This window comes from Thermopolyspora sp. NPDC052614 (genome assembly GCF_040678635.1).
GTDB lineage: Bacteria > Actinomycetota > Actinomycetes > Streptosporangiales > Streptosporangiaceae > Thermopolyspora.
The window spans coordinates 309,741-332,849 of the sequence record NZ_JBFATZ010000010.1 but is presented as its reverse complement, the minus strand read 5'-3'; the positions used below and the strand labels follow the sequence as shown (position 1 = coordinate 332,849).

At 69.7% G+C, this 23,109-nt stretch carries 21 protein-coding genes and 2 tRNA genes; 9 read left to right on the top strand and 14 right to left on the bottom strand.

Annotated features, from left to right (window positions below; all coding sequences use genetic code 11):
- Window positions 1–47: 47 nt before the first annotated feature.
- Window positions 48–773: a helix-turn-helix transcriptional regulator gene (locus tag AB0K60_RS23060; RefSeq protein WP_364058435.1), complete on the bottom strand. Its 726-nt coding sequence runs from the start codon at window positions 771–773 to the stop codon at window positions 48–50.
- A 153-nt stretch (window positions 774–926) separates the two neighbouring features.
- Between AB0K60_RS23060 and AB0K60_RS23055 the strand changes: the two genes are divergently transcribed.
- Window positions 927–1,172, top strand: a complete 246-nt coding sequence (locus AB0K60_RS23055) for a hypothetical protein (RefSeq protein ID WP_364058432.1) — start codon at window positions 927–929, stop codon at window positions 1,170–1,172.
- Window positions 1,173–2,106: 934 nt separating this feature from the next.
- Here AB0K60_RS23055 and AB0K60_RS23050 read toward each other — a convergent pair.
- Window positions 2,107–2,180: transfer RNA gene (locus AB0K60_RS23050), tRNA-Met, on the bottom strand.
- Between the two features lie 458 nt (window positions 2,181–2,638).
- Between AB0K60_RS23050 and AB0K60_RS23045 the strand changes: the two genes are divergently transcribed.
- Window positions 2,639–2,938: a hypothetical protein gene (locus AB0K60_RS23045; RefSeq protein ID WP_364058429.1), complete on the top strand. Its 300-nt coding sequence runs from the start codon at window positions 2,639–2,641 to the stop codon at window positions 2,936–2,938.
- A gap of 69 nt (window positions 2,939–3,007) precedes the next feature.
- Here the strand turns inward: AB0K60_RS23045 and AB0K60_RS23040 are convergent.
- The 5 genes from AB0K60_RS23040 to AB0K60_RS23020 all read right to left on the bottom strand — a co-directional run bounded on the left by AB0K60_RS23040 (window position 3,008) and on the right by AB0K60_RS23020 (window position 9,196).
- Window positions 3,008–3,084: transfer RNA gene (locus AB0K60_RS23040), tRNA-Met, on the bottom strand.
- A 142-nt stretch (window positions 3,085–3,226) separates the two neighbouring features.
- A complete protein-coding gene (locus tag AB0K60_RS23035; RefSeq protein WP_364058426.1) occupies window positions 3,227–6,124 on the bottom strand; it encodes a UPF0182 family protein in 2,898 nt (965 codons plus the stop codon).
- Window positions 6,125–6,439: 315 nt separating this feature from the next.
- Window positions 6,440–7,507 carry a PDZ domain-containing protein gene (locus AB0K60_RS23030; RefSeq protein WP_364058423.1) on the bottom strand — a complete coding sequence of 356 codons (1,068 nt, stop codon included), beginning with the start codon at window positions 7,505–7,507 and terminating at the stop codon, window positions 6,440–6,442.
- 64 nt (window positions 7,508–7,571) lie between these two features.
- The gene (locus tag AB0K60_RS23025; RefSeq protein ID WP_364058420.1) at window positions 7,572–8,003 is read right to left on the bottom strand and encodes a molybdenum cofactor biosynthesis protein MoaE; all 432 of its coding nucleotides are present in this window, start codon (window positions 8,001–8,003) and stop codon (window positions 7,572–7,574) included.
- A 113-nt stretch (window positions 8,004–8,116) separates the two neighbouring features.
- Window positions 8,117–9,196 carry an NAD-dependent epimerase/dehydratase family protein gene (locus AB0K60_RS23020; RefSeq protein WP_364058417.1) on the bottom strand — a complete coding sequence of 360 codons (1,080 nt, stop codon included), beginning with the start codon at window positions 9,194–9,196 and terminating at the stop codon, window positions 8,117–8,119.
- A gap of 82 nt (window positions 9,197–9,278) precedes the next feature.
- On the opposite strand from AB0K60_RS23020, the gene AB0K60_RS23015 reads away from it, so the two are divergent.
- From AB0K60_RS23015 to AB0K60_RS23005, 3 genes are read left to right on the top strand one after another with little or no spacing between them, the layout of a single operon-like run.
- Window positions 9,279–10,550 carry a zinc-dependent metalloprotease gene (locus AB0K60_RS23015; protein ID WP_364058414.1) on the top strand — a complete coding sequence of 424 codons (1,272 nt, stop codon included), beginning with the start codon at window positions 9,279–9,281 and terminating at the stop codon, window positions 10,548–10,550.
- Window positions 10,547–11,134 carry an NUDIX hydrolase gene (locus tag AB0K60_RS23010; RefSeq protein ID WP_364058411.1) on the top strand — a complete coding sequence of 196 codons (588 nt, stop codon included), beginning with the start codon at window positions 10,547–10,549 and terminating at the stop codon, window positions 11,132–11,134. The genes AB0K60_RS23015 and AB0K60_RS23010 overlap by 4 nt, the downstream gene beginning before the upstream one ends.
- Before the next feature lie 37 nt (window positions 11,135–11,171).
- Complete coding sequence (locus AB0K60_RS23005) at window positions 11,172–12,182, top strand: endonuclease/exonuclease/phosphatase family protein (RefSeq protein ID WP_364058408.1); 1,011 nt, start codon at window positions 11,172–11,174, stop codon at window positions 12,180–12,182.
- A 45-nt stretch (window positions 12,183–12,227) separates the two neighbouring features.
- Here the strand turns inward: AB0K60_RS23005 and AB0K60_RS23000 are convergent, their stop codons facing one another.
- Together AB0K60_RS23000 and AB0K60_RS22995 are read right to left on the bottom strand one after the other, a co-directional pair.
- Complete coding sequence (locus tag AB0K60_RS23000) at window positions 12,228–12,809, bottom strand: hypothetical protein (RefSeq protein WP_364058405.1); 582 nt, start codon at window positions 12,807–12,809, stop codon at window positions 12,228–12,230.
- 185 nt (window positions 12,810–12,994) lie between these two features.
- Window positions 12,995–13,510: a M48 family metallopeptidase gene (locus tag AB0K60_RS22995; protein WP_364058402.1), complete on the bottom strand. Its 516-nt coding sequence runs from the start codon at window positions 13,508–13,510 to the stop codon at window positions 12,995–12,997.
- A 382-nt stretch (window positions 13,511–13,892) separates the two neighbouring features.
- Here AB0K60_RS22995 and AB0K60_RS22990 point away from each other — a divergent pair, with 382 nt between their 5' ends.
- Both AB0K60_RS22990 and AB0K60_RS22985 read left to right on the top strand, forming a co-directional pair.
- Window positions 13,893–14,978 (top strand): ThiF family adenylyltransferase, encoded by a 1,086-nt coding sequence (locus AB0K60_RS22990; RefSeq protein WP_364058399.1) that lies wholly within the window; start codon window positions 13,893–13,895, stop codon window positions 14,976–14,978.
- A gap of 134 nt (window positions 14,979–15,112) precedes the next feature.
- A complete protein-coding gene (locus tag AB0K60_RS22985; protein WP_364058468.1) occupies window positions 15,113–16,456 on the top strand; it encodes an AarF/UbiB family protein in 1,344 nt (447 codons plus the stop codon).
- Between the two features lie 363 nt (window positions 16,457–16,819).
- Here the strand turns inward: AB0K60_RS22985 and AB0K60_RS22980 are convergent, their stop codons facing one another.
- The 4 genes from AB0K60_RS22980 to AB0K60_RS22965 form a co-directional block, all read right to left on the bottom strand.
- A complete protein-coding gene (locus tag AB0K60_RS22980; protein WP_364058396.1) occupies window positions 16,820–17,086 on the bottom strand; it encodes a WhiB family transcriptional regulator in 267 nt (88 codons plus the stop codon).
- A 124-nt stretch (window positions 17,087–17,210) separates the two neighbouring features.
- A complete protein-coding gene (locus AB0K60_RS22975; RefSeq protein ID WP_364058393.1) occupies window positions 17,211–17,507 on the bottom strand; it encodes a hypothetical protein in 297 nt (98 codons plus the stop codon).
- Between the two features lie 112 nt (window positions 17,508–17,619).
- Complete coding sequence (locus AB0K60_RS22970; protein ID WP_364058390.1) at window positions 17,620–18,492, bottom strand: acyl-CoA thioesterase II; 873 nt, start codon at window positions 18,490–18,492, stop codon at window positions 17,620–17,622.
- On the bottom strand, window positions 18,489–20,597 hold the full coding sequence (locus AB0K60_RS22965) for an ATP-dependent DNA helicase UvrD2 (RefSeq protein WP_364058387.1): 2,109 nt from the start codon (window positions 20,595–20,597) through the stop codon (window positions 18,489–18,491). The genes AB0K60_RS22970 and AB0K60_RS22965 overlap by 4 nt, the downstream gene beginning before the upstream one ends.
- 169 nt (window positions 20,598–20,766) lie before the next feature.
- Here AB0K60_RS22965 and AB0K60_RS22960 point away from each other — a divergent pair, with 169 nt between their 5' ends.
- Window positions 20,767–21,732, top strand: a complete 966-nt coding sequence (locus AB0K60_RS22960; protein ID WP_364058384.1) for an alpha/beta hydrolase — start codon at window positions 20,767–20,769, stop codon at window positions 21,730–21,732.
- 84 nt (window positions 21,733–21,816) lie between these two features.
- Window positions 21,817–22,068, top strand: a complete 252-nt coding sequence (locus AB0K60_RS22955) for a mycoredoxin (RefSeq protein WP_364058381.1) — start codon at window positions 21,817–21,819, stop codon at window positions 22,066–22,068.
- A gap of 57 nt (window positions 22,069–22,125) precedes the next feature.
- Here AB0K60_RS22955 and nudC read toward each other — a convergent pair whose 3' ends face one another.
- Window positions 22,126–23,052 (bottom strand): NAD(+) diphosphatase, encoded by a 927-nt coding sequence (nudC, locus tag AB0K60_RS22950; protein ID WP_364058378.1) that lies wholly within the window; start codon window positions 23,050–23,052, stop codon window positions 22,126–22,128.
- Between the last annotated feature and the right edge of the window lie 57 nt (window positions 23,053–23,109).

Here is a 23,109-nt window from a genome sequence, read left to right as displayed (position 1 = left end):
CGGCCCAGTCCTCCACTTTCAGCACCCTCCAAGATCTCGGAGGGGGGTTAACTTTCAAAGTACCCCAGGGGGTCAGCTTTCAAGATCCGGCGACACTCCACGTACACGGTAGTAGCACGCATACGAGTTAGCGCCACCGAAAAAGCGCCCAGACACCCCACAGCGGACCATGACTCGTAAGGGACAACTTGGATGGTGATCCCCGGAATGTTCGCGAGGTCTAGGAGTCGTTCTAGCTGCTCACGCATCACGGCCGCGCCTCCTAACGGCCGGTGGAGTACACCCTCGTCGATCAAGCTGGTGATCAGCGGCGGATTGGGCCCGGTCAGTAGGCTCTGCCTCCGCATTCGGGCCTGGACCCTCTTCTCAACCTCTTCCGAAGTGATCCCTGGCTCATCCTCGAAGACGTGACGAGCGTACGCCTGGGTTTGGAACAAGCCGGGGATCAGAAGCGGGTCCCATGTGTGCACCTCGTCGGCCTTCTCCTCCGCTGCTCTGAAGTCCCTGTAATGAGGAGGCGTTACCGCATCGAACCGGACGGCACGAGCCAACTCAAGGAAGTAGCCGTCTAGGCCGAAGGCCCGGTCTAGGTCGGCCGCCGTCTGATCGTCCACCCCTCGATTCATAAGCTCCATCGCGCTGATCTTGGAAGGGCTACATTGGAGCAGCTTGGCTAAACCCCCCTGGGAGAGTCCGCGATCCTTCCTGTGCTTGATGATCTCCCAGGCCAGACGAGCACGGGCGGAATCTTCGGGGTTGGGCAGCTTTTCCATATCTGTCCCCGTTCCACGCAGCTACACGTTCCTCTACACGCCTACACAGTAAAAGGAGTGCAATCGTGTAGGTCAATCCCCTACCGATCGTAGTCGAGCATGGGCACTCTAGGTCTTACCAATCAGCAAGGTCATGTGAGGGAGGCCAATGCGATGGGAATCGCGCAGTCCGCCGGGTCGGCAGAAGAGAGCGAGCCGCCGCGTCTTGTCGGCGCCGTCGAACCGGTGAGGAACCGTCCCTTTCAGATCGGGCCATTGAGCGACGGACAGTGGAGTGTCTGGGGGATGGGCACGAATACCTCCACGGATGAGCCCGACGGCATCGAGTCCAACAAGAGGGGCGCGGAGCTGGTCGCGATGGCCAAGGATGTCGCTGCGGTTATCAACCGCGCGGGATAGGGGGAGTCGTGCTGAAATCTAGCCGTTACCCCCGGTCGACCTGGGTGATGCTGAGGGACGATGCGAACCCGAGAGCATCCATAAGGGTTAGCCTGTCGGACTGGAATTCATTCCTTCTGAAGGTCGCCGGGGGCGATTTCAGCCCGAAGCGGCGAGGGGAAGCAGTCGTCATCGACATCGGAGACGCCCCCCTTGACAGCCCCGGGCTCATCATCGACGAGCGGACATGGAGCAGGTTCGTGGACGAGGTAGTGGAGGGGAAGCACCGTCACCCCGGCCCGCCCGCCAAGCCCGCACGAGGCTGGTTCTAGCCGCTGCAGACGTCCCTCCCCACGGCGGTGGATTTCAGCACACCAGGCCTTACCGAGTGCTGTAGCCGTGGGAAAACCCCGTGGGGAGGTGACTCCAATGTCTTCGCCCCTTCCTGCGGTTTCACCTCCATTCCACAAGAACCCGCAGAGCTACCTCGTCCGGGGAGGGCGAAGGCCCTTCAGGCTTAGGAGTGCCCATGTCCGCCACCATCATTGCCTTGGGCTCAGTCCTTTTGGTGATTGTGGTGGCGATTGTGCTTCTCTTCCTGTGGCCGCCGCCGGGCAGCGGTAATCATCACGACTTCTGACCTGGAGAGTTGGCATCAATGTATTCCCTGCTGGACGTTGCAACCGTGGTCATCCTCGGTCTCGGGCACGCGTTTGTTATTTACCTGTGGGTCTCGGACGCCCGTGACAATCGCCGATTTGCGGTAAGGGCTCTGAAGGGGCCGTGCGACAAGGAGCATATTGGGCCTTTCATTGCCACACAGCCCGGGGTGACGTGCCAGGCATGCGGAATGACAACTGACGGCGGCCATGAGAAGGTCGGCGGGTCCGTTGACAATGATCAAAAGCCCGGACTCCATCTCCGGAGTCCGGGCCTCTGACCTGGTGCTTCTTAGTAGCGGGGGCAGGATTTGAACCTGCGACCTCTGGGTTATGAGCCCAGCGAGCTACCGAGCTGCTCCACCCCGCGTCGGTCGTGTAGTTCAAGTTTACCTGGTGTCGGGGGTTACTTCGACCACGGCCATGCGACCGGGTACGGGGAGACGCCGCCGAGACGGAAGCCCGAGCCGCGATGTGTCCGGCCAGCGGCCCGAGCGCGCGCTCGCGATGACCCGCCTACCGCGAGGCGGATCGCCTCACCTTGTCAAGGGACGGCCTCGAACTACGAACGGCTCGCTGGCGGTACGTACTGGAGAAACGGTCTTTCACCCCGTTGTGGAGGGCAACTCCCCCATGATGGGTACACCGAGTTTCGCCGGTCGCCATTCCGGCCATGTCCGTCGGCACCGCGCTACATCGCGCCCGGATCGACCTGCTTCGCAAGGGGAACATCGGCGGCCTGGTCAACGCGCCGCCCTGCTGGATGGATCTCACCTTGCGACGGCCATCCTGAGGGCGCAACCCACGCTATGGATCGGAAGGTGAACCATGAACACGGCTGCGGTGGGGGCGGTCTGCTTTGGGATCGTCGTCGGGTGGATCATCTATCGGACGCTGGCGCGGCGGGCGGAGGCGGTGGCGTTGTCTGACATCGCCACCGTGCTTGGCGCCATTGGCGGGGCGGCCGTGGTCGGGCTGTTCGATGAGGCGGGGCTGTTCGGTCTGTACGCCATCGGGCTCGCGGTCGGCTTTTTCGGGTACCTCCTGGTGTTCTGGAGGCTCAACGGAGCCGAGAAGACCGCGAAGATCATGGGGGGCGGGCAATCGCCTGTCGAGATCGACGAATAGGGGGGTGGCCTTGGGGCTGTGGAGTGATCGAAGGCCCGGGCTCCGTCTGGGGAGTCCGGGCCTTCCTCTTGGTAGCGGGGGCAGGATTTGAACCTGCGACCTCTGGGTTATGAGCCCAGCGAGCTACCGAACTGCTCCACCCCGCGGCGATGTCTCAAGGTTATCCGGCTTGCGGTGCGGGAGGCAAATCAATTGGGGGCGGCGGTGATCGTGGCGGTCGTGGGACGGCCCCACGCCTCCGGGGAGTGCGTGGGGCCGTTCGGGCGGTCGGGTCAGGCCGTCGCCGGGTCAAGCGCCTGATATCGGTGTGGACGTGGGTGAGGTGCTCGTCGTCGGGGTTGTCGACGGTGTGGGTGACGGGGAACCGGACGGGGACGCGGACGGTGATGCCGAGGGCGAGGCGGGGGCGTTTTGGCCCTTGACCGCGGCCTCCATCTCGGCGATCGCCTCGGCGAGGGCCTTTTGGGCCTCGCCGTACTTGGTCCAGTCGCCGGCCTTGAAGGCGGCCTGTGCGTCCTCGTAGGCCTTCTTGACCTTGTCGGCGGCGCTGGAGACCGCCGTCTGCTCGGTTGAGGTGTTGGGCTGGTTTTCGGTCTGGGGGCGCTCTTGCTGTCCCTCGCCGAAGACCTGTTGGAGCGCCTCTTCGAGGGTTGCGCCGTTGCCGACCTGGCCGCTGCCGAACATCACCATGACGCGGGTGAGGACGGGGTACTGCTTCACCGCGTCCTTGACCTGGACGTAGATCGGCTGGACGTAGAGCAGGCCGCCTCGGTAGGGGAGGGTGAGCAGGTTGCCGAAGATGGGCTCGGTGGAGCCGCTTCGCTGGAACGTCGGGTCGTTGGCGACCGCGGCCTTGAAGTTCGTCTGCACCTGGACCGGGCCCTGGATGGGGGTTCCGGCCGGGAGTTGCAGGATGCGGATGCGGGCGTTGGCGTCGCCGGTGGTCGCCTCGACCGCCATGAACGCCGCGAGCTGGGCCTCACCCTTGGTGAAGGTGCTGGTGAGCGAGAAGGTGGGCGTTTGCGTGCCGGGCATGCGCAGCGTCACGTAGTACGGGGGCTGGCGGATGCCCTTGGCGTTCGGGTCGTCCGGGACGTTCCACACGTTGGTGTTGCTGAAGAACGCCTGCGCCTCGGTGACGTGGTACTTCGACAGGATCTCGCGCTGGACCTTGAACAGGTCGGTCGGGTAGCGCAAGTGCGCCTTCAGCTCCGGGCTGATCGCGGAGCGGGGCTCGATGATGCTGCCGCCGAACGCCTTCTGCCAGGTCTTCAGCAGCGGGTCCTGGTCGTCCCATGCGTACAGGCGGACGGTGCCGTCGTAGGCGTCGACCGTGGCCTTCACCGAGTTGCGGATGTAGTTGATCTGGTCCGCGGGCTGGCCGACCACCCGGTGCGCCTCGGTGGAGGTGTCCCGGGTCATGTCGCGCAGGCTGTTGCTCTGCGAGTACGGGTACTCGTTGGAGGTGGTGTAGCCGTCGACGATCCACAGCACCCGGCCGCCGACGACCGCCGGGTAGGGGTCGCCGTCCAGGGTGAGGAACGGGGCCACCTGCTGGACGCGGTCGCGCGGGTCGCGGATGTAGAGGATCTTCGAGTTCGAGTTGATCGCGCCCGAGAGGATGAAGTTCGGCTCGCCGTACTTGGCGGCGTAGAGCAGGCGGTTGAAGAACGAGCCGACCGGGACGCCGCCCTTGCCGGTGTACTGGGTGCTCACCTGGTGGTTCTTGTCGTCGACGTAGTCGAGTTCGATCTTGCTGCCGCCGACCACCGAGTAATCGGGGGAGTTCTCGCCGAAGTAGATGCGCGGCTCGTACTTGCCGAGCGCGTTCGTCGGCGGGATGTTCTCCTCGACGAAGTCGGGGTTGCCCTCGGCGACCTTGTTGCCGGGGGCCGCGACCACGCCGTAGCCGTGGGTGTAGACCAGGTGACGGTTGATCCAGTTGTTCGTCTCCGTGGCCTTCACCTCGCGGACCGCGACGACGGTGTCGGTTTCGACGCCGTTGATGGTGTAGCGGTCGATGTCGAGCTGCGGCGGGAACTGGTAGTAGTCGCGGAAGCCCTGCCAGCGCTGGTAGCTGGAGGAGATCAGGGCCGGGTCGAGCAGGCGTACGCCCGGGATGGTGTCGTTCTCCTCCTGCGGCTGGGTGGCCTGCTGGGTGTTGGTCGCCGCGCTGTACTCCTCGACCTGGGCGTCTTTGACGCTGTACGCCGCTCGGGTCGATTCGATGTTGCGCTGGATGTACGGGGCCTCCTTGGCCTGCTGGTTCGGCCTGACCTGGAACTGCTCGACCAGGGCCGGGTAGACGCCGCCGATCAGCACGGCCGACAGCACGAGCAGGCCGAGCGAGACGCCGGGGAGCATGCCGCCGGGCCGTACCACGCCGGCGAAGAACAGGGCCGCGCACAGCAGCGCGATGATCGCCAGGATCGTCTTGGCCGGCAGCACCGCGTTGACGTCGGTGTAGGACGGGCCGTGTACGAAGCCGCGGTCGGAGAAGGCCAGGCCGTACCGGTCCACCCAGTAGGCGACGGCCTTGAGCAGGACGAAGACGCCGAGCAGGGCCGACAGGTGGGCTCGGGCGGCGCGGGAGGCGTGCACCCCGCCGGGCTGCTGGATGCGGAAGCCGCCGTAGAGGTAGTGCACGATCGCCGCCGCGATGATCGACAGGATCGCGGCGGTGAACAGGAAGTTCAGCAGCATCCGGATGAACGGATAGGTGAACATGAAGAACGACACGTCCAGGCCGAACTGCGGGTCTTTCTGCTTGAAGGGCGTGCCGTTGAAGAAGAGCAGCCAGGTGCGCCACTGGCCGGAGGTCGAGGATCCGGCGAACAGGCCGAGGATGCCCATGCCGATCAGGAAGATGACCTTGCGGTGCGGGTCGACCGCCATCCGGTAGCGGTCGGCGCCCGTGGCGTTGCCGAACATGCCGATGCCGAACATCGGCCGCACCCGGTGCGCCAGCCACATGTTCCCGCCGACGATGCCCGCCATGAGCAGCGCGCCGAGCACGAAGAGCAGCACCTGGGTCCACACCACCGTGGAGAACACGGTGGTGTAGTTCACCGACTCGAACCACAGGTAGTCGGTGTAGACGCCGGTGAAGATGAAGAACGCGACCACGATCGCCACCAGGGCGATCAGGACGGGAAGCAGCAGTCTCGGCCGGCGGGGCAAGCGCATCGCCCGGCCGGCTCCGGGGGTCCGGAAGCTCAACGCCCACCCCTTGTCTCAGAGCAACGGTCCGTGAGTGGCAACCTACACCGGCGGACTGGGGGGTGCGCTCCACCGCTCGGGCGCGCCCGCCGGCCGGGATCGGGAGCACCATTCACGCTCCCCAACGGCTGACCGGCAGCCGTGGTTCCCGGATTACCTTCCGTTTTCAGATATACGGTGAATGTTACGTGCATTCGCGGAGTGGTCCCGTGCGTTGATCGAGTACCGTCACGGTTCTGACGGCACCGCCGCCGCCGTGGTTCAACGGGGTTTCGCGGGTGCTCAGTTCAGCGGGACCGAGGAGCAGGTGGGCACCTTGTCCGCCGCGTCCTTCGCGCCGCTGTTCAGGGCGGCGATCGCGTCGAGGGCCTCGTGCATCGTCTCGACCCGTACCAGGCGCAGGCCGTCCGGGACGGCCTTGACCGCCTCGGCGCAGTTGTCCTTCGGCGTGAGGAAGATCGTCGCCCCGCTGTTGCGGGCGCCCACCATCTTCTGCTGGATGCCGCCGATCGGGCCCACCCTGCCGTGCTCGTCGATGGTGCCGGTGCCGGCGATCATCTTGCCGCCGGTGAGCGGCCCCGGTGTGAGCTTGTCGTAGATGCCGAGCGAGAACATCAGGCCCGCGCTGGGCCCGCCCACGTCGCCGACGGTGATGTTCACCTTGAACGGGAACTTGAACCGGGGGCCCATCACCACCCCGACCATGACCTTGCCGTCGCCCGCCGCGATCACCTTGAGGTTCACCGGCATCTGCTTGCCGTTGCGCTCGACGACGAAGCGCACCTGCTGCCCCGGCTCGTGCCGCTGCACCGCCGCCGCGATCTGGTCGGTGGTGGTGACCGCCCCGCCGTCCACGGTGAGAATCTCATCGCCCGGCAGCAGCTTGCCGTGCGCGGGCGAGCCCGGCTCGGTGCCCTGCACCGCGATCACGGTCCGGATCGGGATCTTCAGCTCGTTCAGCGCGGCGGCCGTGGCGAGCTGCTGGGAGCCGATCATCTCCTGGGTGTTCTGCTTCTCCACCTGGTCCACGCTGGTGCTCTTGGGGAAGATCGTCTCTTCCGGCACCACGGCCGTGGTCGGATCCACCCAGCCGCGCAGCGCGGTGAGCAGGTCGATCCTGCTGCCGGGGCCGCCCTGGTAGGCCACGGTCACCAGGCTGAGCTCGCCCGAGGTGGGGTAGGTCTGGCGTCCCTCGATGCTGATCACCGGCTTGCCCTGGACCTCGCCCAGCGTGTTCTCGGTCGGCCCGGGGCTGAGCACGACGTACGGCACGGGCATCCAGGTGCCGATCGCCCCGAGGATGAGCGTCAGCAGGCCCGCCACCATCAAGGTCAGTGCGCGTCGGGACATGAGGGAACTCTATGCGCTGATCGCATATGGCCGACGTCAGTGCCGGCGACGCGGCGAGCCGACGCTACGGGGTCTCACAGGCGCCGACCCACTCGGCGGTGCCGTCCGTGAAGACCTGGTGCTTCCAGATCGGCACCTCGGCCTTGAGGTCGTCGATGAGCCGCCGGGAGGCATCGAACGCCTCGCCGCGGTGTGGCGCGGCCACGGCGACGATGACCGCGATGTCGCCCAGGCCCAGGTCGCCGACGCGATGCACGGCGGCGAGCGCGGTGATCGGGAAATCGGCGGCCACCTTCTCGGCGACCCTGCGCAGCTCGTCCTCCGCGCTCGGGTGCGCCTCGTACGACAGGCGCGCGACCGGCTTGCCGTGATCCTCCTGCCGCACGGTGCCGATGAACAGGGTCGTGCCGCCGGCGGCGTGGTCGGACACGGCGGCGACCACCTCGTCCACGGACAGCGGCGTGTCGCGAATGCCAAGCAACCGGATGACGTCCACGGGTGCAGCCTACTCCGCGCCCCTGTGCGTTGGTCCAGGTTGGTTCCGGGGGGTCAGCCCGGGTTCCGCCGGGTCATGCCGGATCATGCCACCGCAGACCGGTCCCGGGGCGCTCAGGTACGGCGCTTGCGCCGGGCCCTGGCGACGATCGCGGCGGTGCCGATGAGCGCGGCGGTGGCGCCGGCGGCGGTGGCGGCGGTGAGGGTGGCGTCCTTGCCGGACACCCGGCGGCCCACCACCGCGTGCCTGCCCTCGCGCAGGTCGATGAGCTGCCGCAGCGCCGCCTCGTTCGACCAGCTCGGCTTCCACCCGGCGGCGCGCAGCGTGGCGCAGTCGATGACCCAGGGGTAGACGGTGTAGTGCAGGTCGGTGGCGGGCACGGGGGTGATGCCGAGGCGGTGCAGCCGCTCCGCCGTACCGAAGGTGAGCCCGGGCGGCAACTCGAAGCGGCGCAGGCCGGAGATCTCCTCGACCTGCTCCACCTCCAGCCAGCCGTCGCCGCCGACCGCGACGACCCCGGAGACCACGCCGAGCGCGGCCAGTTCCAGCGCCGACACCAGGTCGTCCACGTGACAGAACTGCCAGCGCTGCGAGCACCCCTTGACGGTGAGCAGCCGGGGCGACTCGAAATGCCGGGTGATCACCGTGTCCACGCCGGGGCCGACGACGGCCGCCGGGCGCAGCACGGTCACCTCCAGGCCCTGGTGGCTGCGCAGCGAGCGGCGGGCCAGGGCCTCGACCTCCAGATGGTCGCCGACGATGCCGGAGTCGGGCTCGGCGGCCACGGGCGAGTCCTCCGGCAGCGGGACCGGGTTGTCGGGGGCCGCGCCGTACACCATCGCGCTGGTGACCAGCACGGCGCGGCGCACGCGGGCGGCGGCGCACGCGGTGAGCACGGTCTCGGCGGCGCGCCGGTTGTAGGCGCGGCGCTCGGCGGGGTCGGAGTCGAGGGCGAAGTCGCCGCCCAGGTGCACCATGACGTCGACGTCGGAGATGCGGTTCGCCAAGAGCGGATCGCGGATGTCGAGGACGCGCCAGGTCACCTCCGACACGTCCCCACGGTGATCGTCGATCGCCACGACACGGCGGAAATCCGCAGAAGAGGCCACCCGGGCGAGGAACGCCCGGCCGAGTCCGGTGGCCGCGCCCGTCACGGCGACGACCGGGCGGCGATGGCGTTTCGAGGTGGGCACGAGGTCCTCGCTTTACACTGATCCGGCGTACGGCGACTAACGTGGCGGGTGTGGACTCCTCCATCCTGCACGAGGTAGCGCGGTGACTGACCTGCCAGGTCGCGAAAACGACCCCAACGACAATCCGTTCGCCATGTTCGGCGACCGGGAGCAGATGGCGGCGGCCATGCGGCAGTTCGCCGACATGCTGTCAGCTCCCGCCTCCGGGCCGGTCAACTGGGACATGGCCAAGAACATCGCCCGTCACGCGGTCGCGGCCGAAGGCGATCCCAGCGTAATGGAGGGCGAACGACGCCAGATCGTCGACGCGCTCCAGCTTGCCGACCTTTGGCTCAACGAGGTGACCACGCTGCCCAGCGGCGTGAACGCGCCCGAGGCGTGGAGCCGGTCGGAGTGGATCGAGAAGACCGTACCGGTGTGGAAGCAGCTGTGCGATCCGGTCGCGGCGCGCATGGTCGAGACGATGGGCGGCACGATCGGCTCGGCGGGCCTGCCCGAGGAGGCCAAGGCGATGGCCGGGCCGCTGATGGGCATGCTCAAGCAGATGAGCGGCATGATGGTCGGCAGCCAGATCGGCCAGGCGCTCGGCACGCTCGCCGGCGAGGTGGTGGGCTCCTCCGACATCGGGCTGCCGCTGTCGGACAACGCCGCCCTGCTGCCCGGCGGCGTCGCCAAGTTCAGCCAGGGCCTGGACACGCCCGCCGAGGAGATCCGGCTCTACCTGGCGCTGCGCGAGGCGGCGCACCAGCGGCTCTTCCACCACGTGCCCTGGCTGCGCTCGCGGCTGTACGGCGCGGTCGAGGAGTACGCCCGGGGCATCGTGATCGACGTGTCCGCGCTGGAGCAGCAGCTCGGCAATCTCGACATCACCAATCCCGAGTCGCTCCAGGAGGCGCTCAACGGCGGCGCGCTGATCAAGCCGCAGGAGACCGAGCAGCAGAAGGCCGCGCTGGTGCGTCTTGAGGCGCTGCTCGCGCTCGTCGAGGGCTGGGTGAGCACCGTCGTGGACGACGCCGCCACCGGCAAGCTGCCCGCGGCGGCGGCGCTGTCGGAGCTGGTACGGCGGCGGCGCGCCACCGGCGGCCCGGCGGAGCGGACCTTCGCCACGCTGGTCGGGCTCGAACTGCGCCCGCGGCGGCTGCGGGAGGCGGCCTCGCTGTGGCAGGCGCTCAAGGCCGACCGGGGCATCGAGGGCCGCGACGCGGTGTGGGGTCACCCGGACCTGATGCCGACGGCGGACGATCTCGACGACCCGATGGGCTTCGTGGCGGGCGACGCCGATCTGGACATCTCCGCACTCGACGACGACCAGGGCGGGTCCTCCGGCGGCGGCGACGCCGCCCCCTCGGCGTGACGCCCGCGACGCCGGACCTGCCGGACCTGCGGGGCGACGCGCTGGCGGTGCTCGACGCCTGGGTGGCGCCGACGCCGGCGGAGGAGGAGCTGCGGGCGGAGTTCCTGCGGCACCTTCGCGCGCACGAGGACGGGATGTGGCGCGAGTGCGCGCCCGGTCATCTCACCGCCACCACGGCCGTGCTGTCCCACGACGGCGAGCGCGTGCTGCTGACGCTGCATCCGAAGGCGGGCATGTGGCTGCCGATGGGCGGGCACTGCGAGCGCGGGGACGCGACGGTGGCGGAGGTGGCGCTGCGGGAGGCGACGGAGGAGTCCGGCATCTCCGGGCTGTGGCTGTTGCCGGGGCCGCTGGCGCTCGACCGTCACCGGGTGTGGTGTCACCCGCCGCACAGCTGGCATCTCGACCTGGAGTACGGCGCGTTCGCGCCGCCCGGCGCGGAGGCGGTGATCAGCGACGAGTCGCTGGACCTGCGCTGGTTCCCGGTGGACGAGATCCCCGAGCCGTCCGACGAGGCGACCCGCAGGCTGGCCCGGCGGGCTCGGTCCTTGCGTGGGCTTTATAGCAGCCTCGGTAAAGTCTGACCGGGTTGGGGTGGGCCGGGGAGTGGAGCGGGACAGGGTGGACATCACGACATCGCAGGCTGCCGTCGGCGGGGTGATCGTCGCTGCGAAGCGGAGGCGGCGGCGGGTTTCCGGGAAACTCGCGTGGATCGTGGTCGCCCCGTTCGCGGCGTGGGCGACGGCCCGGGTGGCCGGGCTGGAGCGCGGGTCGTTCTTCACGCAGATCATGACGGCGACGCCGTACGCGGCGGCGGGGTCGCTCGGGGCCCTGCTGCTGGCGGTGCTGTCGCGCAGGCGGGGTGTGCTGGCGGTGGCGGTGGCGACCACGGCGGCGTTCGCGGTGGGCGTGCTGCCCCGGGTGGCGCCGTCGGCCCAGGCCGCGGCGGACGGGCCGACGCTGCGGGTGCTCAGCACCAACCTGCTGTTCGGGCACGCCGACGCGGACGCGGTGGTGGAGCTGGTGCGCAGGCTGCGGCCGGACGTGGTGAGCACCCAGGAGCTGACGCCCTCCGCGGTGCTGGAGCTCGATGACGCGGGGCTGAAGGAACTGATGCCCTATCGCATCCTGCAGGACGAGTACAGCGCGAGGGGCAGCGGGCTGTACGCGCGGTATCCGCTGACCGAGATACCCGGCCTGTTCCGGGTGATCGGGCACAACATGCCGGCCGCGAGCATGACGCTGCCGGGCGGCGCGCAGGTGCAGATCGTGGACGTGCACACGTATCCGCCGCTCGGGCGGCAGGTGACGGCGTGGACCGACGGGCTGCGCAACCTGCCGTCGGCGATGTCCAGCGGGCCGTACCGGGTCCTGGTGGGGGACTTCAACGCGAGCCTGGACCACGGGGAGCTCCGCAAGGTGGTCGAGCGCGGGTACGTCGACGCGGGCGACGTGACCGGCAAGGGGCTGATTCCGACGTGGCCGGCGAACAAGCGGGTGCCGCCGCTGATCACGATCGACCATGTGCTCGCCGACCAGCGGTTGGCGGTGACCTCCTACGAGGTCCACACCCTGCCGCGCACCGACCATCGGGCGATCTTCGCGGAGCTGCGGCTGCCGGGCGGGAACTGACGGGCGACCGGCCGGCTGGGGTCGGCGGGATCGGCGGAATCGGCGTCAGGCCTCCAGGAGGGCCCGGGTGTTCTCCCAGCCTTCCAGGCCCGGGTCCAGCCTGTGGATGTCGACGGGGGCGCGCAGGCGGTGCCAGCCGGGACCGGTGGCGACCATGCGGCGGCCCGGGGCGAGCGCGCGCAGTCGTTTGACGACGTCGTCGTCGTCCAGGTCGGCGGTCGCCCAGGAGAGCAGGGGGAGGCTCGCGGCGATCGCGACGGCGGAGCCGTCCTCGGACGGGCAGACGGCCACGGGGGCGCGGCCCAGCTCGCGGAAGAGCTTGCCGATCAGCAGGGGTGGCAGATCGGGGGCGTCGCCGGAGATCACGACGCCCGCCTCCCCGTACGGCTCCAGCGCGGCGAAGGCGTGGGGCAGGACGGGGGTCGCCGGGGGCAGGGCGATCACGGGGGTGCCCGGCCAGGCGATGTCCTCCACGCCTGCGACGCCGGTGTGCAGGATGACGGGCCGGACGAGATCGAGCCCGGCCGCGACCTCGTAGGTGTCCTCGGCGACCGCGATGAGGAACTCCCCCGGGTCCACGCCGGGCGGCGCGGCGCCGGCGATGCCGGGGGTGATAAGCACGCCCACGACACGCCGGGTGGGGGCGGTGTGCGGCTGCGGAGGGCGGGGCGGCATACTGTCTGAGGACGGCACGATGCGAGACTAACGGTGCGCGACCCGCACGGTTAGGTCGGCTGGGGTCGGCCGAGATCGGCCGAGGTCGGCTGAGATCGGCTGAGATCGGCGCGGTACGGTCGGTCGTCGGCCTCGGGTCAGCACTCCTCCGCGGCGGCGCTGGCCGCCATGGAAAATCCCTCCAAGAAGCCTCGCGCGCGTTCGGCTCTGGGGTAACGTTCGACCAGCGTCCAGAAGCGAGGGCCGTGACTGGGCACGAGCAGGTGCACGAGCTCGTGCATGAGGACGTAATCGACGACCCAGGCGGGCATTCCGCGAATCCGCGTGGAGATGCGGATGGTGCCCTGGTCGGGGGTGCAGGAGCCCCAGCGGTGCTGCTGGTTCTCCACCCAGCGCACGCTCTGGGGGATCGCCTTGCCGTCGAGGTAGCGGGCGGAGAGGTCCTTCGCCCGTTCCAGCAGATCGTCGTCGGTGGGGCGTCTTCGCTGCTCCTTGGCCGCCAGCCGATCGAGCATACGGCGCACCCATTGTTCCTCGTCGGTCCTGCTCAACCCGGCCGGGAGCAGCACGATGGTCTTGTCGCCATCGCGATACGCGGATACGGTCCGTCGGCGCCGTGCGCTCCGTCGAACCTCGACTGTCTCGGGGGGCACATACGAACGGTAGCCCAGTCCGGCGGAATTCCACAGGGGGGAGATCACGTTTTCGCTGGTCAATCCCTATATAAGCGATGTTGGACGACGACGGCGCGAACTTACGCCTTCACCGCGCCCACTACGGGGAATGCCGTGCAGTCATGGGGGCCGAGGTGTCCGAGTGGCGTGCATTCTCCCGCCAGGAGTGTGACGTAAATCACACTGGATTTTCCGGGCGAGACGCCTGCCACGCTCGGACGGTCCCGTTCCGGCGATCACCGGTGTTATCCACAGGCGAGGGCCGTCACGGACGTCGGGGAGGCCGGAGCGCCGAGGGTTATCCACAGCCCGTGCGGGGGCGGCTTCGGGCCGTGCGGAGGTGTGGCAGGGTCACGGGTCCATGAGGCCACGAGTCAAACCGGCGCTGCGCCGCGTGAATCGCGGCGGGCGCACCCTCCAGTTCGGCGTCCATCCGCTGCGCGCGGTCGTGCTCGCCGACGTCGAGCCCACCGTGCGGGAGGTGATCGATGGGCTGGACGGCACGGCCACCATGCGCGACGTCGTGGAGCGGGCGCGGCGGCACGGGCTGAGCGAGGCCGACGTGCATGAGCTGGTCGGCCTGCTCGCGCGCTGCGGCGCGCTCGACGACGCCTCGATCCGTCCCGACGCGATCAGCGGTCTGTCCCTCGCCGAGCGCGATCGGCTCGCGCCCGACCTCGACGAGATCTCCCTCCTGCGCGGCACGGCCGACGGCGGGCAGGGCGTGATGCGGCGCCGCAGGTCGGCCCATATCCGGGTGTACGGCGCGGGGCGGGTCGGCACCCAGGTCGTCACGCTGCTCGCCGCCGCGGGCGTCGGGCACCTGTGCGTGGTCGATCCGGGCACGGCCCGGCGGCGCGACCTGGCGCCCGGCGGTCTGGGGTGGGAGCAGGTGGGCGGGCGGCGCGACGAGGGCGCGGTCGAGCTCGCCCGGCGCGTCGCGCCCGGTGTCAACGCCTGGTCGGGGCGCGAGGCCGCGCAGTTGGGTGACGGCGCGCGGCGGCCCGATCTGGTGGTGCTCGCCCCGGTGGAGCCGCTGGACGCGGTGCTCGCGCGCGAGCTGACCGAACTGGGCGTCCCGCATCTGCTGGCGGCGGCGTCCGAGGGGGTCGGCACGGTGGGGCCGCTCGTGGTGCCGGGCCGTACGGCGTGTCTGGCATGTCTCGATCTCGTGCGGCGGGACCGGGACCCGGGCTGGCCGCTGGTGACCGCGTCGGCCGGCGGTTTTCCCGCAGGTGAGATCGCCTGCGGGACGGTGTTGTCCGCGCTGGTGGCCGCCTATACTTCGGGACATGCGCTTGCTTTCGCCGACGGTCGCGAGAGCCGCGTGATCGGTGCCTCGTTTGACGTCCTTCCCGATTGGCGTTGGCGACGGCGGTCCTGGAATCCACACCCCCACTGTGAGTGCTGTCGAAACGAGAGAGGTTCGCGGAGAATGGTCGCGTGAGCGAGCGAAGCGAGCGAACTGACGGACGTGGCGGGCGACTCAACGAACCCGTCGAACCCGATCAAGCCGTTGAAGCCGATGTAACCGGCAGCGAGCTGAGCGAGCCAAGCAACGAGCGCGGCCGTGAATACACGGTGGGCGACCTTCCCCGGCTAGCGTTCACGCGTTCGGCGAAACTCGCCGCCCTTCCCCTTGGATTTGCCGGTCGTACCGCCCTGGGCCTCGGGAAACGCATCGGCGGCCGGCCCGCCGAGCTCGTCGCCGAGGAGATTCAGCAGCGTACCTCCGAGCAGATCTTCAAGGTTCTCGGGGAGCTGAAGGGCGGCGCGATGAAGCTCGGGCAGGCGCTGTCGATCTTCGAGGCGGCGTTGCCCTCGGAGATCGCCGGGCCGTACCGGGCCACCCTGACGAAGCTGCAGGACGCCGCTCCGCCGCTGCCGACGGCGACCGTGCAGCGCGTGCTGAGCGAGCAGCTCGGCGACGGCTGGCGGGATATGTTCCGGGAGTTCGACGAGCACCCGACGGCCGCGGCGTCGATCGGCCAGGTGCACCGGGCGGTCTGGCGGGACGGCCGGCAGGTCGCGGTGAAGATCCAGTACCCCGGCGCGGGCAAGGCGCTGATGGCCGACTTCAAGCAGCTCGCCAGGCTCGGCAAGCTGTTCGGCGTGCTGCTGCCGGGGCTCGACACCAAGGCGGTGCTGGCCGAGCTGCGCGAGCGGGTCGCCGAGGAGCTTGACTACCTGCGCGAGGCCGAGGCGCAGCACACGTTCGCGCTCGAATACCACAACGATCCGGACTTCTACGTCCCGGACGTGGTGGCGGCGAACGAGCAGGTGCTGGTCAGCGAATGGATGGACGGCCTGCCGCTCTCGAAGATCATCGCCGAGGGGAGCAAGGCGGAGCGGGATCGCGCCGGGCTGCTGTTCACCCGGTTCCTGTTCAGCTCGCCGTCGCGCGCGGGCATGCTGCACGCCGACCCGCACCCGGGCAACTTCCGGATGCTGCCCGACGGGCGCATGGGCGTGCTCGACTTCGGCGCGGTCAACCGCCTGCCGGAGGGGTATCCCAAGGTGTTCGGCGCGCTGCTCCGCATCTTCAACCAGGGCGACATGGACACCGTCGTTCGCGGGCTGCGCGAGGAGGGGTTCATCCGCCCGCACATCAACGTGGACGTGGACGCCCTGCGCGCGTTCCTCGCCCCCTATGTCGAGCCCACCCAGGTCGAGGAGTTCACCTTCAGCCGCGAGTGGCTGCAGCGCCAGGCCGCCAGCGTCGCCGACTTCCGCCCCAACAACATCGTCCGCCAGCTCAACCTGCCCCCGTCGTACGTCCTGATCAACCGCGTGCACGCGGCCGGGGTGGGCGTGCTGTGCCAGCTCGGCACGACCGCCCGGTTCCGCGACGAGGTCATCCGCTGGGTGCCGGGCTTCGCCGACGACGACCCGGAGGAGGACGTCGCGCTCGCCCTCAGCGGCTGATCGCCGGGGGGTGTTCAGGTGCGTGAAGGGGGCGGATCCTGGTGAGGATCCGCCCCCTGTCTTTTCGCTTGTCTCGTTGGTTGTCTCGTTACGCCAGTGGGTCGTCAGATCCGGGCGAGGGCGTAACGGAGGCGCTCGGTCGCGCGCTCGACCCGCCGGCGTGCCTTCTGCACGCTCCTTACTCGGCGGGCGATACGCTCGGCCTCCGCCTCGCGACGGAGGGTATGTATTCGGTCATAAGCGAGGTCTTGGCTGAACAACGGCATTTCAGCGCTCCGGAATGAGAAGTTGGTCACTGTAACTCGTCCTATCTGTGAGTGCGGGGCTGGGATTCGAGGCGGATAGATTCGAGGCGGATAGTGGTCAGGCCGCGACCGGGTTCTTCCGCGGACGGCCACGCGGCCGCTTGCGGGGCACGATCGCGCCGCGGATGATCAACTCGCCGCCCCAGACACCCCAGGGCTCCTCACGCTCCAGAGCGCGGGCCAGGCAGCCCTTCTGGATCGGGCAGCCACCGCAGAGCGCCTTGGCGAACTCCACGTCCTCCGGGGACTCGGCGAACCACAGGTCCGGGTCGGTACGGCAGGGGATCTCGGCTTCGTCGATCAGGTCCATGATCGATGCCGCCATCTGCGTCACCTCTCTGGTCGTTCTGGTTGATCTTGTTGGGTACCTCTTCATCTGGATCTGCTGCCGACAACAAGAAGGCCGCGGATCCTGGTGCGGATCCGCGGCCCTGGAGGCGGTTGGCCGGTCAGGTCGTAACCGGTTCTCTCCAGGGAAGCAGACCACGCACCTCTCCCCCATTGGGGATGAGCTGGGTCAGCTGGTCGTGGGCGTACATCGGTCGGGCAGCGCCGAAGCCGCTCTCGCCACGGTCCCGCACGGCCGACCGGCCCAAGGCAGCCTGGGCAGGCACGAGTTCGGCGGCAGCGGAACCGGACAGTTTGCCCCAAGCGTCAACCGACGGCACGACGACGGCCTTGGCGGCGATCGTCGGGCACGCTGAGGCGAGCCACGGCGTGGCGGACAGGAGAGTGATCGTCCTCACCGGGGACTCACCTCATTTCTCAGGACAGAGAGGGACGGAATGGTCCGACTGACTTGACCTAGACCCTAAACCGGGTCGGGCCGATGGGGCAACATATTTTCTACCTGCAGTTTTACCCGTTCGCCTCGCGAATCAAGCACTCCTGCACCACCGACACCGCGAGTTCTCCGGAGGCGGTGAACATCTCCCCCCGGGCCAGCCCGCGGGCCGCGCCCGACCAGGGCGCCTCCTGCGCGTACAGCACCCAGTCGTCCACGCGCAAGGGCCGGTGGAACCACATGGCGTGGTCGAGCGAGGCGGCGGTGACCCTCGACGCGCCCCACGCCAGGCCCCGCGCCAGCAGCACGGTGTCCACGAGGGTGAAGTCGGAGGCGTAGGCGGCGAGCACGATGTGCAGCAGCGGGTCGTCGGGCAGGTCGGCGTCGTAGCGGAACCACACCCGGGTCGAGGCGTTGCGCAACTGCGGGTCGGCGTGCGCCTCCCACGTCAGCGGCGTGGCGTAGCGGAAGTCCACCGGCCGGGGCCTGGCCAGCCATTCGCGCATGCCCGGATCGTCGCCGGCCGCGTTCCTCATCCGCTCGGCGTACGTCGGCAGCGACTCGGCCGGGGGCACCTCGGGCATGACCGACGCCTGGTGCCCGGGGCCGCCCTCGGGAATGTGGAACGACGCCGACATCGTGAAGATCGCCTTGCCGTGCTGGATCGCGGTGATCCGCCGGGTGGTGAAGGAGCGCCCGTCCCGCGTGCGGTCCACGTTGTAGACGATCGGCACGCTCGGGTCGCCCGGCCGGATGAAGTAGGCGTGCAGCGAGTGCACCTGCCGCCCCTCCGGCACCGTACGGCCCGCCGCCACCAGCGCCTGCGCGGCCACCTGGCCGCCGAACACCCGCTGGATCCGCTCCGCCGGGCTGCGCCCGCGGTAGATGTCCAGCTCGATCTGCTCCAGGTCCAGCAGGTCGAGCACTTCCTTCAGCGCCTCGTTCACCGCACCTCCCCACCCCGGCAGATGGTCAGCACGGCCTCGCCGTACCTGTCGAGTTTGACCTTACCGATGCCGGAGATGGCGAGCAGCTCCTGGTCGGTCTCCGGGGCGCGCTCGGCGATGGCCTGCAGCGTGACGTCGGTGAAGACGACGAACGTCGGCACCTTGGCCCGCGCGGCCTCCGCGGCCCGCCACGCCTTGAGGCGGTCGAGCAGGTCCTCATCGAAGGCGGCGGGGCAGCCGGCGCAGCGGCCCAGCTTCTGCTCGCGGGCGGCGGCGAGGGTCTTGCCGCACACCCGGCAGGTGACGGGCACGGCGACGGGGCGACGCCGCCGGGGGGCGCGGGACTCCCCCTCGGCGTTCCAGTCGTTCCAGGGGCCGGTGCGGGGTTCCGACCGGGAGCCGGAGACGAGGCCGTCGAGGAAGCGGGACGGGCGGCGGACCCGGCGGCCCCCGGGGGAACGTGCCAGCGCCCACGACAGGCGCAGGTGCTCGCGGGCCCGGGTGATGCCGACGTACAGCAGGCGGCGCTCCTCCTCCACCTGGTCCGGCGTCTGGGCGTAGACGATCGGCAGCATGCCGTCGGTGAGGCCGACGAGGAAGACCGCGTCCCACTCCAGGCCCTTGGCGGCGTGCAGCGAGGCGAGGGTCACGCCCTCGACGGCGGGCGCGTGCTGCTCGGAGGCCCGCCGCTCAAGCTCGGCGACGAAACCGGGCAGACCGGCCTGATCGCCCCCGGTCTCGTCGTGCTGCTCGGCGTACTGCTCGGCGAGGGCGGCGAGGGCCTTGAGCGACTCCCAGCGCTCGCGGGCCTTCCCCCCGCCGGGCGGCTCGGCGGTGAGGCCGACGCCGGACAGGATGTCGCGCACCGCGGGGACGAGCGGATCGCCCGCCGACGCCGACCGCGCCGCGCCGCGCAGCAGCACCACGGCCTGCCGTACCTCCGGGCGCTCGAAGAACCGCTCGACCCCGCGCAGCACGTACGGCACGCCGACGTCGCCGAGCGCCCGCTCGTACGTCTCCGACTGGGCGTTCACCCGGAACAGCACGGCGATCTCGCGCGGCGGCACCCCCTCGGAGATCAGCTTGCCGACGGCCCGCGCCACGCCCTCGGCCTCGGCCGGCTCGTCGTCGTACTCGGTGAAGACCGGCTCGGGGCCGTCGGGCCGTTGGGCGACCAGCCGCAGCCGGTTGGGCGTGCGGGCCGACGACATCACCCGGTTGGCGAGGGTCACCACCTGCGGCGTGGACCGGTAGTCGCGGACCAGCCGGATCACCGTGGCCGACGGGTGCTCGACGGCGAAGTTGGTGAGATAGTGCGGGGTCGCCCCGGTGAAGGAGTAGATGGTCTGGTTCGGGTCGCCGACCACGCACAGGTCGTCGCGCCCGCCGAGCCAGGTGTCGAGCAGCATCTTCTGCAGCGGGTTGACGTCCTGGTACTCGTCGACGACGAAGTACCGGTACTGCTTGCGGATCTGCCCGGCCACCTCCGGGTGCTCGACCATCACGGCGGCCATGAGCTCCAGGATCGTCTCGAAGTCGACCAGGTGCCGCTCGCGGCGCAGCCGCTCGTAGGCCTCGTACAGGCGCACGACGTCCGCGACCGGGACGGGGGCGGCGCGGCCCGCCTTCGCCGCCGCCTCGGCGTAGTCCTCCGGCCCGGTCTGGGTGACCTTGGCCCATTCGATCTCGGCGGCGATGTCGCGCAGTTCGGCCCGGTCGGGGCCGCGCCGTACCAGGCGGCAGGCGTCGACCAGCAGGGGGAGCTTGGACTCGATCACGCGGGGCGTCTCGCCGCCGATCACCTTCGGCCAGAAGTAGGTGAGCTGGCGCAGCGCGGCGGCGTGGAAGGTACGGGCCTGTACGCCGGGGGCGCCGAGCCCGCGCAGCCGCTGCCGCAGCTCGCCCGCCGCGCGAGTGGTGAACGTCACAGCGAGCACGCTCTGCGCGTCCACCGCGCCGCTGAGCACGGCATACGCGACCCGGTGGGTGATCGCGCGGGTCTTGCCGGTACCGGCGCCCGCCAGCACGCACACGGGCCCGCGCACCGACACGGCGACCTCTCGCTGCTCGGGATCGAGGCCGGTCAGGAGGTCGTCTGGGTCCAACTACGGCTCCTAACGTGCGCCTGGGCGAGGGTTGCTGGCATCATCCTTCCAGCAGCCGGTCATGGGGATCCCACGCCCGAGTCAAGACATGCCCTGCTGCCCGTACCCAAGAGCGATCATTTTCCGCCACAATGTGGACCAAACGATACTCTGGAGAGGAAATGGGCCCGTGCGAACGGCGATGACTGTGGGGTCGCTGGCGCTAGCCGCCGTCATGCTGTCGGGGCTATCCGCGCCGGCGCAGGCATCCGACGTCTCCGCCCGTACCGGCCCCGACCCCTCGGTCACCGCGACCGCCACCCCCAACCCCGGCTTCAACGACAACCTGTCGGGCGTCTACATCCGGACGGTCCGGTACGGCCGGCACCTGCGGCAGCGCATGGACGTCTGGTACCGCAGGGACGGCGTGGCCCGCCCGGCGGTGTTCATCATCCACGGCGGCTGGTGGAACAGCGGCGACAAGCACAGCATGAACTCGATCGTCCGCGGCTACGCCGAACTGGGCTACACGGTCTTCAACATCAACTACCGCTGGTCCCAGGACGCGCCCTGGCCCGCGCAGCGCGTCGACGCGCTCGACGCGATCTTCACGGCCCGCAGGCACGCCCAGCTGTTCGGCTTCGACCCCAACCGGTACGCGATCGTCGGCTTCTCCGCGGGCGGCCACATCGCCGCCTCGGTGGGCACCTACCGCGACGGCCTGCCGGGGTTGCGGGCCGTGGTGGGCGTCTCCCCGGTGATCTCCCCGATGACCGCCTTCGTCGACGGCGACCTGGGGGCCGCGCCCGAGCAGCAGCGCCTGCGCAAGGCGGCGGTGGCGCTGGCCGGCGGCTGCCTGCCGACCCAGGCCCGGTGCTCGAAGATGTGGGCGAGCATGGAGGTGCCCTGGCACGCCAGCCGGGGCGACGCGCCGATGCTGACCGTGCACTCCCAGGACGAGTTCGTGCCGCCGTACCACAGCGAGTTGCTCAAGGAGCAGCTCGCGCGGGCCGGGGTGGCGATGAACATCCGGGTGGTCCCCGGCTTCCAGCACAGCTCCGCGCTCTACCGGGAGCCCGGCGTGGCCGAGGGCATCCAGGAGTGGCTGGCCACACGGCTCGGCCGGATCCCGAGCGCCGGGGGTGGGCAGCAGTAAATCCTCGGGAACATCCGTGATGTCCCGCGTGTTGCCAACGAACGCCAAAAGAAGGCAAAAGGGACGCGAAGGGATATCACCCCGATGGCACTCACGGTGTACACCACCAGTTGGTGTGGCCCCTGCAGGCGCTTGAAGACCCAGCTCACCCGCGAGGGGATCAGCTTCCGCGAGATCGACGTCGAGCAGGATCCCGAGGCCGCCGCGTTCGTCATGAGCGTGAACAACGGCAACCGCACCGTGCCCACCGTGGTGTTCCCCGACGGCACGGCCGTGACGAACCCTTCGGTCCTGGAGGTCAAGGCCCGCCTCAACGGCACGGCCGTCACCGGATAGCCCGACCCGCGGCCCCCACGCCGTCGCGGCGCGGGGGCCAGGTTTCGGGACGGGCCGTCATGAGGGCCGGGGGCTGCCGAACCAGTCTCCCGGCAGGTGCCCGCCGTACCAGGTCTCGATGAGGCGGCGGGCGATCGAGACCTGGCCGGGGAGGAGGATCTCCTCGCTCTCCACGGCCTCCCGCAGCTCGGCGCGGCTCAGCCAGCGCGCGTCGGCGATCTCGGTGGGGTCGAGGCGCAGGTCGGTGGAGGTCGCGCGGGCGAAGAAGCCGAGCATGAGGCTGCGCGGGAACGGCCACGGCTGGCTGCCCATATAGCGCGGCGCGGTCACGGTGACGCCGACCTCCTCGGCGACCTCGCGGGCCACCGCCTGCTCCAGCGACTCGCCGGGTTCGACGAATCCGGCGAGCACCGAGAACCGGTTCTCCGGCCACTGCGGCCCGCGGGCGAGTAGGCACCGCTCGCCGTCGTGCACCAGCATGATCACGGCGGGGTCCACGCGGGGGAAATGCTGGCTTTGGTCCTCGGGGCAGACGCGCATGTGCCCACCGGCGGTGATCTCGGTGCGCGCCCCGCAGCGCGGGCAGTGCTCGTGGGTGGTGTGCCAGGCCTCCAGCGCGACCGCGTTGACCAGCAGCCCCGCGTCCCGGTCGCCGAGCAGCCCGCCCGCCCGGCGCAGATCCTGCCAGTCCGCCTGGGCGGCGCCGGGGGCGTGCACGGCGAAGTAGGTCACGCCCTCCTCGTCCACCCCGAGCAGGTAGCGGTCGCCGCCGGGAGCCTCGGAGGGCCGCAGCAGCGCCAGTTCGACGGTCTCGCTGTCATGCCGTACTCGTGCCCGGCCGCGGTCGACGAGCACGACCCGGGTGCGCTCGTCGTCGGCCCACGCTTGTTTCAATCGTTCGGGGTTCTGCCGCAGCGCGGCCGAGCGGTCGATGTTGCCGCGGGCGAGCAGCAGCGGCCCCAGCAGTCCTTCGGTGGCCTCCACCTGCCCATCTTCCCCTACGCGCCGGGACGCTGTCGCTTCGGGAGTGCCGCCCGGCGA

What these genes read in the sequence shown, in the direction of transcription:
- AB0K60_RS23060 (WP_364058435.1), bottom strand. Translation starts at nt 773, where the DNA reads ATGGAAAAGCTGCCCAACCCCGAAGATTCCGCCCGTGCTCGTCTGGCC.
- AB0K60_RS23055 (WP_364058432.1), top strand. Translation starts at nt 927, where the DNA reads ATGGGAATCGCGCAGTCCGCCGGGTCGGCAGAAGAGAGCGAGCCGCCG.
- AB0K60_RS23045 (WP_364058429.1), top strand. Translation starts at nt 2,639, where the DNA reads ATGAACACGGCTGCGGTGGGGGCGGTCTGCTTTGGGATCGTCGTCGGG.
- AB0K60_RS23035 (WP_364058426.1), bottom strand. Translation starts at nt 6,124, where the DNA reads ATGCGCTTGCCCCGCCGGCCGAGACTGCTGCTTCCCGTCCTGATCGCC.
- AB0K60_RS23030 (WP_364058423.1), bottom strand. Translation starts at nt 7,507, where the DNA reads ATGTCCCGACGCGCACTGACCTTGATGGTGGCGGGCCTGCTGACGCTC.
- AB0K60_RS22990 (WP_364058399.1), top strand. Translation starts at nt 13,893, where the DNA reads ATGAGGCCACGAGTCAAACCGGCGCTGCGCCGCGTGAATCGCGGCGGG.
- AB0K60_RS22980 (WP_364058396.1), bottom strand. Translation starts at nt 17,086, where the DNA reads ATGGCGGCATCGATCATGGACCTGATCGACGAAGCCGAGATCCCCTGC.
- AB0K60_RS22955 (WP_364058381.1), top strand. Translation starts at nt 21,817, where the DNA reads ATGGCACTCACGGTGTACACCACCAGTTGGTGTGGCCCCTGCAGGCGC.